Raw genomic sequence first — 14,703 nt, forward strand, 5'->3', positions numbered from 1 at the left:
GAACAATGAGTTATACACAAGAACAAATTGACAGAGCGAATCAGGTGAACTTGGAACAGTTCCTTCGCTCGAAGGGAGAGAAACTAATCAAAAGCGGTCACGAGTACCGCTGGGAACGATACGATAGCCTGACTGTGAAAGGCAACAAATGGTTTCGTCACAGTCAGAACAAAGGTGGCTATCCGGTGGACTTTGTAATGGATTTTTTCGATAAGACATTTCCGGAAGCGATGCAGATGCTGATTGGAGAAGAAGCAGTAGAGTGTGTCACAGAACCTACACCAAAGACAGAATTTCACCTTCCGCCTCGCTGTGAATCTAATACAAAAATTATGAAGTACCTGACGGAAGAAAGAAAACTTCCGCAGGAGTTAATAGAGCGATTTATTGCAGACGGCTTGATTTACGAGGATTCCAAACATCACAATGTTGTGTTTGTAGGAACAGATGCAAATGGTATCCCTCGATATGCTCACTGCAGAAGAACCGCAGATAAGTTCCGTATGGATGTGACTGGTTCGGATAAATCTTATGGATTCTGTTACAGAGGAAAAGGTACCGAGCTGTATGTGTTTGAAGCACCGATTGATTTGCTGTCACACATTGCTTTATTTACGGCAGGTTGGGAAGAACATAGTTATCTTTCCTTAGGCGGTGTTTCACCGAAAGCCTTGGAGCGTTTTCTTTCTGAACACAAAGACATTGAGAGTGTTTTCATTGCCACAGACAATGACGAAGCAGGTAACCATGCTGCAGAAAAATTGGCAGAACTGATTCCAAAGGACATCTCTGTCTACAGATTCCTTCCACATGCAAAGGACTGGAATGAAGAACTTATCAACGACAGAAACGGAATATCCTCCGGTGACCATGTGACAATCGGAATCAGAAAACCAAAGGAAACTCCCAAATCCGTTCCTATGATCTGCATGAACGATGTGGAGCAGACAGAGGTGGATTGGCTCTGGTATCCGTATATTCCGTTTGGAAAGCTGACAATAGTGCAGGGAAATCCCGGAGAAGGAAAAACTTTTTTCGCAATGCAGCTGGCGGCGGCCTGTACCAATCAAAAGTTCCTGCCAGATATGGAACCTTTTGAACCGTTCAATATGATTTTTCAGACTGCAGAGGACGGGTTGGGCGACACAGTAAAACCACGATTACTTTCATCCGGTTCTGATTTGAAACGAGTATTGGTCATTGATGATTCGGATAATCCACTTTCACTTGCAGACGACCGCATTGAAAAGGCCATCAGAGAAAACAATGCAAAGCTCATGGTAATCGACCCTCTACAGGCATTTCTTGGAGCAAATGTGGATATGAACAGAGCCAATGAAGTAAGACCGATCTTTCGCAAGTTGGCAGACATTGCTCAATCCACAGGCTGTGCCATCGTAATGATTGGTCACTTGAATAAAGCATCCGGCACACAAAGCACCTACCGTGGACTTGGTTCCATCGATATTGCCGCAGTTGTACGAAGCATTTTATTTGTTGGTAAAGTCAAAGATGACCCAACTACACGTGTGATTGTTCACGAGAAAAGCTCCCTGGCTCCACCAGGACAGGCATTGGCCTTTTCTCTGGGCGACCAGAAAGGTTTCCGCTGGATTGGCGCTTATGATATTTCTGCAGAAGATTTACTTGCAGGTGGTGAGGGGACAAAAGCCGAGCTGAAACAGGAACAGGCAGTAAAGCTGATTTATGAGTTCCTCTCTGACGGTAGAGAAGCTTCAGTAGCAGAAATCAACAAAGAAGCCATCGAGCGTGGAATATCTGAGAGGACTGTACGCATGGTAAGAAATTCTATGAAAAACAAATTGGAGAGTGAAAGACGAGGCAAAGATTGGTGGATCTGGCTGAAACGGCAGGACGAAACGGCAAACCGCCTATAGATAAAATGTTTGCCACTTTGCCAGTTCATTGTTGAAATACAGGAGGTTTTAGAATATGAAAGAAGTTCCTATCTGGGAAAAAACTAATCTCACATTGGAAGAAGCAGCTGCTTATTCCGGTATCGGTATCAATAAATTAAGAGAAATCACAAACAACGACAGATGTGATTTTGTGCTGTGGGTTGGAACAAAGCGACTGATTAAAAGAAAACAGCTGGATAAGTTCACTGAACAGTGTTACTCACTTTAATCACCATTAACATGTGAAGATTCCCATAGAAAAGAGAGCCTTGATATGATAAAATAGGAATGCGGCGAAGTCGGTTCGTTCGTTGCATGTACGTCATATCAGGGCTCTTTTCATATCAGAAAGGAGATTGAATATGTCTGAAAAAAGAAGAGATAACAAAGGACGTATTTTACGTACAGGAGAGAGCCAAAGAAAAAACGGAATGTATGAATTCCGTTATACAGATGCCAATAAAAAGCGTCGTTCCATTTATGACATGGATTTGATGAAGCTTCGTCAGAAAGAAGATGAAATCAAGCTGATGCGTCACGAAGGAATCGACTATGCCGGAGGCGAGATTACGGTTATTCAGTTGCTGGAGCGTTATATCAGCCTGAAGCGTGGTGTCCGCTACAACACAACCACAGGCTACAAGTTTGTGATGAGTGTTGTAAAGAAAGAAGCTTTCGGTCAGAGAATTATTCGTGACATAAAAATGTCAGATGCAAAGCTGTGGTTTATCAAGCTTTATGATGACGGTTATTCCTACAGCACCATTGCAAGTATCCGTGGTGTGGTAAAACCGGCCTTTCAGATGGCTTATACCGAGGATATTATCCGCAGAAATCCTTTTGAGTTCCGTCTGGATATTATCCCAAACAATACACAGAAAAGAGTTGCACTGTCCCCAAAGCAGCAGGAGCAGTTTCTTGAGTTTACCAAGAATGACAAACACTTCTGCAGATATCTGGATGAAATCAAGATACTGCTTGGAACAGGAATGCGAATCAGTGAGCTTTGCGGACTGACCATTGCAGATCTGGATTTTGACCGCAGAAGAATTCGTGTGGATCATCAGTTGGTCAGAACACAGGATGGAAAACGCTATATTGAGAAAACAAAAACGGAATGTGGCTGTCGCTACATACCAATGAGCGATGAAGTCTATGAGAGCTTCTACAACATTCTTTCCAACCGAAAGAAACAGAAAAAAGAAGTCATGATAGACGGATACGCCGGATTTATTTTACTGGACAAGAATGGCAATCCAAAGGTAGCCATGCACGTCCAGAAAGTAGTGCAGAGGCTGTGCGAGAAGTACAATGAAGAAAATATCATTCCACTTCCACGTATCACACCTCATGTATTCCGACACACATTTTGTACAAACATGGCAAACGCAGGCATGGATCTGAAAAGCCTGCAGTATCTGATGGGGCATTCCGATGCCAGCGTCACTTTGAATGTTTACACCCATAACAGCTATGAGAAAGCCGAAGAATCCATGGCACAGATTGTAGCTTTCAGCGGTGGACAGACAAAGCAGGAAAACTTGAGAAGATTCGGGTAAAAGCATATACAGGCAGTACGAATGGGGCAAAAATCCATGCTGTGGTACCCCATTTAGTACGCCAATTGCTTAAAAACCTATGTAGAGTGACGTAGTTTTACGTCGCCAATGACTTGATTTTATTGTGCAAGTTATACAAAAAATAGACTTATAAACACTTATAAAGAGGTGAAAATGCATGATTAAGGTACTTTTCATCTGCCACGGCAACATCTGCCGCAGCCCAATGGCAGAATTCATTTTCAAAGACATGGCAGAAAAACAAGGCCTTTCAGACCAATTTGAGATCGCATCCGCCGCGACCAGCACCGAGGAGATCTGGAACGGCATCGGCAACCCGGTTTATCCGCCGGCCAGGCAGGAGCTTGCGCGCCATGACCTCAAGTGTGACGGTAAGAGAGCGGTGCAACTTAAGAAATCTGACTACGACTACTATGATTATCTGGTCGGCATGGACACGATGAACATCCGCAACATTGAGCGGATGACCGGCCACAAGGGCGGGAAGATTTCGCTTCTGCTACAGTACGCGGGAAGGAATGCCAGCATTTCCGATCCGTGGTACAGTGAGCGGTTTGATGTGGCTTACCGGGAAATCCGAGAGGGCTGTGAAGGCCTGATGCAGTACATTCTTGAACATGATTTCGGATGGAAATAAGATTCCCCGGCAAGCCAGAGTGGTTTGCCGGGGAAATATTTATGCGGATTATGATAAATTATAAATATGGATACAGGAATATCAGGATTGGGATGGTCAGTATGGATAGCAGTGTGGAAAGGATAATTCGATAAGAACATTCTCGTCCGTCCCGCCCGCTTTCTTCAACCAGCATCAGGATAAGATTCCCACAAGGCATTGCCATCATGATCATATAAACCTGACACATCACATTAGAGATCGGAAGGCGTTTGAGGAACAGGGTCCCGATTATCGGGATTACCAGCAATTTGCACAGGCAGAAGAGATAGCGTTTCCCGCTGGTGAAGAGGGAGACGAGATCTGCCTGGATTCCCAGGGAGACTCCGATTACGATGAGTGAGATCGGAGTGGTAGCATTTGCCAGATACTGGAGTCCGTCGCTAAGTGGCTGCGGAGGGACGATGTCGGTGACAAATATGAAAAGGGTTGCTACACAGGCAATGGTGCCCGGATTAACCAGTGGTTTTAATGTGGACAATTGGAATGCGGCTTTTGGGGTGTCTGTTCCTTTCGAACCGTGTCTCAGCAGGGAGATGCCGTAGGTGTAGACCAGAATGTTATATTCCAGGATAAATACGGCAACATAAATCAGTTTATCCGTTCCCAAAAGTGCCTTTACAACAGGGATGCCGACAAAACCGACATTTGCAAATATATAAAGGAGTTCAGTGATTTGTTGCTGGTCGCCTGTCTCACGGAAAATCCGAACAAGGATCTTCGACAGGATGATCAGGAAGAGATAGATTCCGGCAGAGACCAGAAAGAGAAGCGGTATGGAGTCCACAGTGCCGTTTCCGGAATTCCCAAGTACGCTGGAGAAAATCATAGCAGGGTTGAAGACATTTACAACCAGCCTGGAAAGACAGGCATTATTTTCCTGGGAGATCATATGGGCTTTGTAGCAGAAATAGCCGGCTAGTATTAACAGAAACATGACAAACATTTGAAGTCCGGCGGTCATTACGTTCATGGTATTACCTCATTTCTTTCATTTATATGGATTGCCTGGATTTTGTATCCGAATCTCTTCTTATTATACTGAAAAAAAGAGATTTCACAAGCGTGTTTTTTACTGTTCGCAAAGAAAGACAAGAAAAAGTAGATGAAAATTCTCTTCTGAGGCATGGAACTTTTGGGAAAGGTGTGTTATGATGTTCATGCACAGTGAGAACGTCGTGATATGACCTTATATGGATGAAGAATTACACTGCCAAGAGCGAGAAGGAATATCGCGTGGAAGGAGTGACAGTATGCGGGCGACCGTGTTATTGGTTAATTTTAAGGATAAGCAGAAGCTGCGTGAGATTCAGATGGTTCTGATGACGCTTAAGGTTAAGGTAAGGCTTGTAGAGCCGGAAGAGTATTATAAAACGATTGGTGAGCTTGTCGGAATTGTGGAGACGCAGTCTGAAAGTGATGATGATGAAAGTATTGTTCTGGCAAAGGAAATGATTGTGTTTGCCGGGCTTGCGGAGCAGCAGTTGAATCAGGTATTGTTTCTGATGAGAAAGAAAGTGATCGGTCCGGTGGATTATAAAGCGGTCCTGACAGACACGAATCAGAGCTGGACGATTCCGGAACTGTACCGGGAGCTGGAGCGGGAACATGAGGCGATTATGGCTCAGAAGAAGTAGGTAAAGCGGATTGAAAAGATCTGTTTTAGTTGCTATGCATATGAGAAAATGGTCCGGTGGACCGTTTTGAGTGTTAGGGACAGAAGCTCTGTCTTGGACAAGATATAAATACATTATTTTATTACTTAAAAACGTGAGAAGAGAGGTAGCAAAGAAATGAGTATTGCAGAGAAAATTGCGAGATTGCGCGAGAAAATGGCTGAAAAGGGAATGGACGTATATGTGATTCCGACAGCAGATTTTCATCAAAGTGAATATGTGGGGGGACATTTCAAGGCTCGTGCATATATGACCGGATTTACCGGATCGGCAGGAACTGCAGTCATTACAGCCAGTGAAGCGCGTCTGTGGACAGACGGAAGATATTTTATTCAGGCAGGCAAGCAGCTTGCTGGATCTCCGGTAGAGCTGATGAAAATGGGAGAACCGGGAGTGCCGACTTTGAATGAATATTTGCAGACAGCAGTGCCGGAAGGCGGAGTCCTGGGATTTGACGGAAGAGTAATCGCTATGGGATCCGGCCTTGAATATGAGAAGATCACGGCGGAAAAGAATGCGAAGATCGTGTATGATTATGATCTGGTCGATGAAGTGTGGGAGGATCGCCCGGCACTTTCTGAAGAGCCCGTATTTGCGCTGGAATTGAAGTATGCCGGTGAGACAACAGAAAGCAAGCTGGCGAGAATTCGTGAGTACATGAAGGAATGCGGCGCTGCAAAGCACATTCTTACGACGTTGGACGATATCTGCTGGATTCTGAATATTCGTGGAAATGACGTGGAATTCTTCCCGCTGGTACTTTCTTATGCGGTTATTACCATGGACAGCATGGAATTGTATATCAATGAGAAGAAATTAAGTGCTGAGATTAAGGAAGCACTTGCGAAAGACGGCGTCGTTCTTCATCCGTATAATAACATTTACGAAGATGTTAAGAAATTGGAGGATGGAGAAGTCGTTCTGATCGACCCGGGCAAATTGAATTATGCTCTTTACAGCAATATACCGGAAAATGTCGTTAAGGTTGAAAAACGGAATCCGGAAGAGCTTTTCAAGGCTATGAAGAATCCGGTGGAGATTGAAAATATCCGTAAGGCGCAGATTAAGGACAGTGTGGCACACGTTCGTTTTATGAAATGGCTGAAGGAAAATATTGGAAAGCAGGAGATTACTGAGATCAGCGCTTCTGAGAAGCTGGATGAGTTCCGCGTTGAGATGGGCAACTTTATCCGTCCGAGCTTCGGACCGATTTCTGCTTTGGGAGAGCATGCGGCAAGTGCACATTATTCAGCAACACCGGAGAGCAGTGCAGTGCTTCATGAGGGGACGATGTTCCTGACTGATACGGGAGCAGGTTTCTATGAAGGGTCTACTGATATTACAAGAACGTATGCGTTGGGTGAGATCCCGCAGTATATGAAGGATGATTTCACGCTGGTAGCTATCAGTAATCTTATGCTTGCAAGTGCGAAATTCATGTATGGATGTACCGGATTAACTCTGGATATGTTGGCGAGAAAGCCGTTCTGGGATAGAAACATGAACTTTAATCATGGAACAGGTCATGGAGTAGGATATCTTCTGAATATCCATGAAGGTCCGTCCGGTTTCCGCTGGCAGTATCGTGCACATGAAATTCAACCGCTGGAAGAAGGCATGGTGATTACCGATGAGCCAGGTGTTTATATTGAAGGATCTCATGGAGTTCGTCTGGAAAACGAGCTTCTGGTATGCAAGGGTGAGAAAAATGAATATGGTCAGTTCATGTATATGGATACGATTACTTACGTTCCGATGGATCTGGATGCAATCAATCCGGATATGATGACGGCAGAGGAGAAGAAGCTTCTGAACGATTATCATAAGCAGGTATATGAGAAAGTTTCTCCATACCTGAATGAAGAAGAGAAAGAATGGCTGGCGAAATATACAAGAGAGATTTAGACAGAATGAACAAAGGGGAGACGGAGTCTCCCCTTGTTTTATTTCGTGTGTCCAGCGAAGCTGGACCACACTTGCCGGTGCAAGTCCGGTCACGGTAATCGCCAGTGAGCCGTGTAGCTAAACTCGGTGCGCTGTAGTAATACAGGGTGCTAAGCGAGTGGATAAAGTAACCTTGATAAGAGGTGCGAGCAATCGTGCAGACCGTAACATTAAGTGAATTCTGCCGTATCGTTAAAAAGGTCTCGAAAGAGAACAAAGGGAAGTTGAGCCTGGGCAATATAGGCGAAAACCATGGAACGTGTGAAGAAACTGGAATGCAGCACGGAGGAATCCCTCGGTATAGAGGAAACGGTAAGTATGAAAAGTGTGGTTCGGAACTGGAGAGACCCTACCCATCACCGAAAGGTAAAGAGAAAGCGTATAAGCTATCAGTACCCTAGCAGAAAAGCCATGAAGAAAATGAAAGCAGAAATCAAAAGGAATGTAAACAATCGAAGCCTGCTAGTTGCAAAAGAAGAAGATTTAATAAAGAATCTGAATCCTAAAATCACAGGATGGAAGAATTACTATTCTACTAAGACAAATGAAAAATGGATGCAGGCACTAGACTGGTACATTATCTGCTCCTTTGCAAGATGGTATAACAAGAAGCACCGAAGGCGACATCATATGTCAAAGGTGGGATTTGTTAGAAATAGCATTTACGAAAAAGGATTAAAGAAAATGGCTAAAGCATGACGTAATGCTGTAGAAAGAAGAATGTCGGAAAGCCGTGCGAGGGAGACCCTCATGCAAGGTTTGATGAGGGGCGGATGAAAGGTTCATCCGCCTACTCTACCGGAAATCGTGTTAGCATCATATTTAAACGTTTTCTAGATATCCCAGTCGATATGATAGATTTTGGTCGGGCGCCCTTTCATATGGTTGCTTTTCTGAAGTGTGGAATGAACGAATCCGGCGCTTTCAAGCTTCTGAAGGATCCGGTTGGCGCCCCTCACTGTAATATGAAAGTTCTCAGCCAGATCCACACTTGTCAGTTCACGCCGTTCCAGGAGAATAAGAAGCCGGTTCAGGCGGTGGACCGTTGCAGTAGAAAGAGAAGATTTATCAGCGATTTCCTGTATCTGCGGCGTGAGAATCTGGCTGGAAATCACCGGATGATCTGTGTTAAGCGGTCCGGTCAGCTTGTGCTCCGCATCAACGAGGTAGGAATCGGTCGTGTTCCCGGCTGCCCGGAAAGCAAGCTGAGTGTTGTCAAGGGCTTCATCCATTGTATTGCCGATTCCGTATGAGACGGTAAGCGAAAGCTTTGTGTTTTTATCCAGATAATCAGAAAGAACACTTTTCTGGAAATCATTGGTCAGATAGGATAAAATCTTTTTTTCTGTCATGATATAATAGGCATTATGCTTCCGATGGATGGAAAGATCCAGGTCGTATCGGATAGTAAAATCTTGAAATGCTTTCTGCAATTCGTCATCTTCTAAGACACCCCAGATTTCCACGACGGCATTCTGTGGGGCGATTGATATAGCAGCAGGAGAATGTGCGGTCAGCTTATCGATTTTGATTTTGGTAAGGAGCAGCTGAATGATCTGGTACATATATTCGTCGCTGAAGGAGGCAAACACACAGGGAATCTTCAGTTCCTTGAGCCGGGGAACGAGGTTCCCGTAACGGCATATGACCATATCGATCTTTCCTTTTTCCCATAGTTTATTAATCTCTGCGAGTGACTGATCCTCCACATGATATAACTCTTCCAGAGAAGCAGAAGAAAGCCATTTGGTGAATTCGGGAAACATGACATTGATGCTCTTGTATTCAATCAGGTCCCGGACGGAAGCTGCAGGTTTGGAATTGACAAATACATCAAAAATAATCCGCTCCGGATCCAGCATGCGGTTTTCGATCAGTAGTGTCAAAGGAATCCGGTAAAAACTCTCGTTATCTGTGGCAAGTGAGAGAAGTGGCATGGAAATGTGTGGAACTGACCGCTCAATGACAGTCTGCACGACTGTACCGGTGGTGAGAATTCCGTCTGCCCATTTTTCATTTGCGTAGTAAATGCCTTTTAGTTCAGAAAAAGAATGATATTCGATAACCCGGTACTCAATCGGATCCGGATAATCACGGAGCATATCTTTCAGGTATTGTGATAAATATTCAGATGAGATAATCAATAAATGTTCTTTCATAGCGGTCCCCTCCCGATGATATACAAAATCATTTTCTCCTAAAGTGTTCCTAAAATCAAGAAGAAACTTCCGAAAATATGAAACAGAGCATTTTGTTTATATATTTTTTACAAAATATAGGCAATATTTATAAACATATTTGCAATTTTTATAAATCGGGTGTATAATCCCATACATAAAGTGTTCCTTTAATGTTCCTTAAATGACAAGGAGAAAAATCAAGGAGGGGTTTTATGAACGGTGAACTTTTATTACAAGAGGCTCAGGGGCATGAGCAGGAGCTTGTTGAGAAGAGACATTATCTTCACAGACATGCTGAGCTCGGCTTTGATTTGAAAGAGACTGTAGCCTTTGTAAAAGCTGAGCTTACCGCAATGGGATATGAACCGAAAGATTGTGGAAAAGCTGGCGTGGTTGTTACTGCAGGTGGTAAAAAACCGGGAAAAGTATTCTTGATCCGTGGTGATATGGATGCTCTGCCGATGCATGAGGAATCGGGGGTAGACTTTGCATCAGAGACAGAGAATATGCATGCCTGCGGTCACGATATGCACGCAACGATGATGCTTGGCGCAGCTAAGCTTCTGAAAGCTCATGAAGATGAGATCGAAGGAACTGTTAAACTTATGTTCCAGCCGGCAGAAGAGATTTTTGCCGGATCCCATGACATGATTCAGGCAGGTGTTCTGGAGAATCCGCATGTTGATGCGGCATTGATGATTCATGTTATGGCAGGTGTGCCGTTCCCGGCCGGTTCTGTTGTTGTAAGCGACGGAGGAATCAGTGCACCGGGTGCGGATTATTTTGAGATCCGTGTTCAGGGAAAAGGATGCCATGGCTCCATGCCGAATAATGGTGTGGATCCGATCACGGTTGCAGCACATATCATCACTGCTCTGCAGGAGATTCATGCAAGAGAACTTGCACTGGTAGATGAAGCGGTTCTGACGATCGGAACGATTCATGCAGGCCAGGCGGCAAATGTCATTCCGGATACCGTGATGATGAGTGGTACGATCCGTACATACGATGAAGAAGTAAGAGCCTTTATCAAGCAGAGAATTCAGGAAATCTCAGAAGGCGTAGCGGCAAGTTTCCGTGCTTCTGCGATGGTAGATTTCGGTAAGGGATGTCCGGTTCTTAAGAATGACTATGAGCTCTCAGAAGCAACTGCTACTTATATGAGAGAACTTCTTGGACCGACGAAAGCATTTACAACAGGACAGCTTGCAGCGATGTCCGGTGGCGGAAGCGGATCCAAATCAGCAGGTTCTGAGGATTTCGCTTATGTAAGCCATGAAGTACCTTCAATTATGCTTGCACTTGCGGCAGGTGAACCGAGCAAGGGGTACAAATATCCACAACATCATCCGATGGTAAAATTCGATGATGCCGTACTTGCCCAGGGAAGTGCCGTTTATGCATATGCAGCCATGAGATGGCTGGAAGAACACAAATAACCAAAGATTCAAAAAAGGAAAGGGAGAGAAGACGTATGAAAGAAATTATTACTAGCCCATTGCTGCTGATTATGATTATAATCGGTTTGCTGTACATTGTAGCATTTTCGCTGCTGTATTTAAAGAAAGCGTATGCACGCTGCCTTGAAATGGGAATTTCAAAAGAGGCATTGAGCAAAGTTATCAAATCAAGCCTTGTTTTCTCAATTGTACCAAGTTTATCAATCGTTGTAGGTCTGTTTGCACTGATCCCGGTTCTCGGAACTGTATGGTCATGGTGGAGACTTTCCGTTATCGGTTCACTGTCTTATGAGACTCTGATCTCAAGCAGCGTTGCTTCTGCAATCGGATTTGAGACAAGTTCACAGATGCTGGAACAGGCAACAGGAAGCCAGTTCGGTGTTGTTATGATCCTTATGACGATCGGTATGCTGAGTGGATTCTTCGTATTGATTCCGTTAGGAAAGAAGTTATGTATGAGTGTTTCCAAGAGTGAAAATGCAAGCACATGGAAATACGTTCTGAGCGGATGCTTTATGTTATGTCTGTTCTCAGTTTATGTTCCGGTTCTTCTGATCGGTGATACAATTCAGGCGTTAGTTATGGTTACCGGTCTTATTATCGCTGTTGTTCTTGGTGTCCTGGCTGCGAAACCGGGTCTGAAATGGCTGAACGACTTTATCATGGCGTTCTCAATGATCGGTGGTATGGCATCATCCGTACTGTGGACCAGCATCTTTAAATAGAGGAGGAAGTTATTATGAGTAAAGAGAAAAACAGTGTAGTAATGGATCCGTTTCAGAAATGGTCTCACAGTGTAGGACGTCTCGGAACGGTCATCGCTTTGATCTATATGACAGCAATTCCGTTTGTTGTGCTGACTGTTTATGATGCAATGCCGTCATTCGGTGATGTTATCAATGTTTCAACGATCAGTATCCTGCTTATTTATATTCCGGTTGGTATTTCAGAAGCAATCAGTTATACCCCGATTTTGGGAAGTTCATCTTACCTGACATTTATTACCGGCAATATCATGAACCTGAAACTCCCGGTTGCAATCAATGCAATCAAGCTGACAGAAACAGAGCAGAATACACCGGAAGGTGATGCTGTTGCATCTGTAGCAGTAGCCGTTTCATCTATCATGACAATTGTTATCCTGGCACTTGCAGCTCTGCTGAGCTCACAGATTGGTTTCATTTTCGAAATCCCGCAGATCAAGACGGCTTCTGGATATATCATTCCGGCTCTGTTCGGTTCTTTGACTCTGGGTCTGTTCTCAAGCAGCAGTTCAGGAAGCAAGATCGTAAAAGGCGGTACAAAGGGTGTTATTCCGGTACTTGTTATCGTAACACTCCTTTCACTGTTCGTAAGAATTACATCCGGCGGATCTCTGTTCGGAGCAATCGGATTCCTGATTATTGCAATGCTTCCGATCGCAATCATTACATCACGTATTCTTTGGAAGAAAGGTGTTATTACTGTAGAGGATAACCCGGCTGTGGCAAAGAAAGAGAAATAAATTCCGGCTGTCTGACAAGATAGTACAGAAAATGAAATAGAGGTGTGTGCCCCATTGCGTGAATAACGATGAGGCATACATCTCTTTTTGATTTGAGACAAGTGGCACTTCTGCAGTAAAATACCGCTGGTGATAAGGACTCTGGTTAATGAAAAGATTTGTGCTTGTACTGGAAGCACTTTTTCGATATACTAACTAAAGAAATAGTGACAAAGTAATAATGAATGTTTGCGGATGATTGATTCATGCGAAACAAATATCGGTTAAAGAAAGGAATTACAAATATGTGGGTTGCAGATGGATGGGAAGACTATGAAGTGATTGATTCTTCCAATGGAGAAAAATTGGAAAGATGGGGACAGTATCTCCTTGTGCGTCCGGATCCGCAGGTGATCTGGAATACACCGAAGACACATAAAGGATGGAAAAACCGGAATGCGCATTATCACCGCAGCAAAAAAGGCGGTGGAGAATGGGAATTCTTCGATCTTCCGGAGCAGTGGCAGATTCACTATAAAGATCTGACTTTCAACCTGAAGCCGTTTAATTTTAAACACACCGGACTTTTTCCGGAGCAGGCGACAAACTGGGACTGGTTTTCAGAGAAGATCAGACAGGCAGGTCGCCCTGTTAAAGTGCTGAATCTCTTTGCCTATACAGGCGGCGCCACACTTGCAGCAGCTGCAGCCGGTGCACAAGTGACACACGTAGATGCCTCCAAAGGCATGGTGACCTGGGCCAAAGAAAATGCCGTGTCCTCAGGACTCGCAGATGCTCCGATCCGCTGGCTGGTGGACGACTGTATGAAATTTGTAGAACGCGAGATCCGCCGCGGCAATCACTACGACGCGATCATCATGGATCCCCCCTCTTACGGCCGGGGACCCAAAGGAGAAATCTGGAAAATAGAAGATGCCATCCATCCCCTGATCAAACTCTGTACACAGATCCTGTCGGATGATCCCCTCTTCTTCCTCATCAACTCCTACACCACCGGACTTGCACCTGCAGTCCTGACTTACATGCTCGCAACAGAACTGAAAAAATACAACGGCTACGTCGATTCCCAGGAAATCGGACTGCCCGTAACATCGAATGGACTCGTCCTCCCCTGTGGAGCAAGTGGGAGATGGTGGGTGGAGTAGGGAAGCGAGATTGTCTCTATGTGTGTAGCTGCGATGTTGCGCTTTACCTCAGCTCATGCACGGGGAGTGGCGGGTGGAATAGGGACGCGTGCTTGTCTCCATGTGTGTAGCTACGACGTTGCGCTCTACCTCAGCTCATGCACGAATATGTAAGGTGCCGGAAGGGTCGCTGAAAGCAGCTCCCCTCCCGCCGCCTAACATCTTCGGCATGTATCTTCGGAACGCTCCACTTAACCTCCGCTACACACACAGAGACAATCCCGCTGACTATTCGCACCCACAACACAAGAATCAGTCGAAAACAAAAAACAAACACTAATCAAGCAATATCCCAACAATACAACATTATGTGCCGAGAGTGGCTCCTACAAAGTAGGAGCCACTCAAAGGCACGTCTTTCACACCCCTACAATTTATCACATTCCCTCCCCTTTGGAATTTTACTCCCCGGCTCTCGTTCAAGCGCACAGCCTTCGTCCATGCGGGGTGGGTTCCCGGACTCGCTCTCGCTCGGGGTAACTGTCTCTTATACACATCTCCGAGCCCACGAGACGAGTAGTGACATCTGGTATGCCGTCGTCTGCTTGTAATTCGGGGGGGGGGGGGGGGGGGGGGGGGG

Annotated in this window: 13 protein-coding genes; 11 read left to right on the plus strand and 2 right to left on the minus strand. The window is 44.9% G+C overall.

Features of this window, described 5'->3' with window-relative positions:
* The first annotated feature begins 5 nt into the window (after window positions 1-5).
* The 4 genes from ACTNBF_RS14095 to ACTNBF_RS14110 all read left to right on the plus strand — a co-directional run bounded on the left by ACTNBF_RS14095 (window position 6) and on the right by ACTNBF_RS14110 (window position 4,136).
* Window positions 6-1,898, plus strand: coding sequence for an AAA family ATPase (locus ACTNBF_RS14095; protein WP_441089501.1), 1,893 nt, complete (start codon window positions 6-8; stop codon window positions 1,896-1,898).
* Between the two features lie 55 nt (window positions 1,899-1,953).
* Window positions 1,954-2,148: an excisionase gene (locus tag ACTNBF_RS14100; RefSeq protein ID WP_269763622.1), complete on the plus strand. Its 195-nt coding sequence runs from the start codon at window positions 1,954-1,956 to the stop codon at window positions 2,146-2,148.
* Window positions 2,149-2,281: 133 nt separating this feature from the next.
* Entirely contained in the window at window positions 2,282-3,478 is a 1,197-nt protein-coding gene (locus ACTNBF_RS14105; RefSeq protein ID WP_441089502.1) for a tyrosine-type recombinase/integrase, read from the plus strand.
* Window positions 3,479-3,656: 178 nt separating this feature from the next.
* Window positions 3,657-4,136, plus strand: coding sequence for a low molecular weight protein-tyrosine-phosphatase (locus ACTNBF_RS14110; protein ID WP_427806634.1), 480 nt, complete (start codon window positions 3,657-3,659; stop codon window positions 4,134-4,136).
* Between the two features lie 58 nt (window positions 4,137-4,194).
* Here ACTNBF_RS14110 and ACTNBF_RS14115 read toward each other — a convergent pair whose 3' ends face one another.
* Window positions 4,195-5,148, minus strand: a complete 954-nt coding sequence (locus ACTNBF_RS14115) for an AEC family transporter (protein WP_441024337.1) — start codon at window positions 5,146-5,148, stop codon at window positions 4,195-4,197.
* Between the two features lie 220 nt (window positions 5,149-5,368).
* Between ACTNBF_RS14115 and ACTNBF_RS14120 the strand changes: the two genes are divergently transcribed.
* The 3 genes from ACTNBF_RS14120 to ACTNBF_RS14130 all read left to right on the plus strand — a co-directional run bounded on the left by ACTNBF_RS14120 (window position 5,369) and on the right by ACTNBF_RS14130 (window position 8,494).
* Window positions 5,369-5,812: a DUF3783 domain-containing protein gene (locus ACTNBF_RS14120; RefSeq protein WP_441089503.1), complete on the plus strand. Its 444-nt coding sequence runs from the start codon at window positions 5,369-5,371 to the stop codon at window positions 5,810-5,812.
* 156 nt (window positions 5,813-5,968) lie between these two features.
* A complete protein-coding gene (locus tag ACTNBF_RS14125) occupies window positions 5,969-7,756 on the plus strand; it encodes an aminopeptidase P family N-terminal domain-containing protein (protein ID WP_441024332.1) in 1,788 nt (595 codons plus the stop codon).
* Window positions 7,757-8,047: 291 nt separating this feature from the next.
* Complete coding sequence (locus ACTNBF_RS14130; RefSeq protein ID WP_441089504.1) at window positions 8,048-8,494, plus strand: group II intron maturase-specific domain-containing protein; 447 nt, start codon at window positions 8,048-8,050, stop codon at window positions 8,492-8,494.
* Between the two features lie 134 nt (window positions 8,495-8,628).
* Here the strand turns inward: ACTNBF_RS14130 and ACTNBF_RS14135 are convergent, their stop codons facing one another.
* Complete coding sequence (locus ACTNBF_RS14135) at window positions 8,629-9,954, minus strand: hypothetical protein (RefSeq protein ID WP_427806640.1); 1,326 nt, start codon at window positions 9,952-9,954, stop codon at window positions 8,629-8,631.
* A 233-nt stretch (window positions 9,955-10,187) separates the two neighbouring features.
* On the opposite strand from ACTNBF_RS14135, the gene ACTNBF_RS14140 reads away from it, so the two are divergent.
* The 4 genes from ACTNBF_RS14140 (at window position 10,188) to ACTNBF_RS14155 (ending at window position 14,084) form a co-directional block, all read left to right on the plus strand.
* The gene (locus ACTNBF_RS14140) at window positions 10,188-11,414 is read left to right on the plus strand and encodes a M20 metallopeptidase family protein (protein ID WP_441089505.1); all 1,227 of its coding nucleotides are present in this window, start codon (window positions 10,188-10,190) and stop codon (window positions 11,412-11,414) included.
* A gap of 35 nt (window positions 11,415-11,449) precedes the next feature.
* The gene (locus ACTNBF_RS14145) at window positions 11,450-12,160 is read left to right on the plus strand and encodes a DUF5058 family protein (RefSeq protein WP_427818783.1); all 711 of its coding nucleotides are present in this window, start codon (window positions 11,450-11,452) and stop codon (window positions 12,158-12,160) included.
* Between the two features lie 14 nt (window positions 12,161-12,174).
* Window positions 12,175-12,939, plus strand: coding sequence for a hypothetical protein (locus ACTNBF_RS14150; RefSeq protein ID WP_427818784.1), 765 nt, complete (start codon window positions 12,175-12,177; stop codon window positions 12,937-12,939).
* Window positions 12,940-13,223: 284 nt separating this feature from the next.
* Window positions 13,224-14,084: a class I SAM-dependent methyltransferase gene (locus ACTNBF_RS14155; RefSeq protein WP_427806645.1), complete on the plus strand. Its 861-nt coding sequence runs from the start codon at window positions 13,224-13,226 to the stop codon at window positions 14,082-14,084.
* The last annotated feature ends 619 nt before the right edge of the window (window positions 14,085-14,703 follow it).

The organism is Bariatricus sp. HCP28S3_A4 (assembly GCF_052066395.1).
In the GTDB taxonomy this organism is placed as follows: Bacteria; Bacillota; Clostridia; order Lachnospirales; family Lachnospiraceae; genus Allocoprococcus.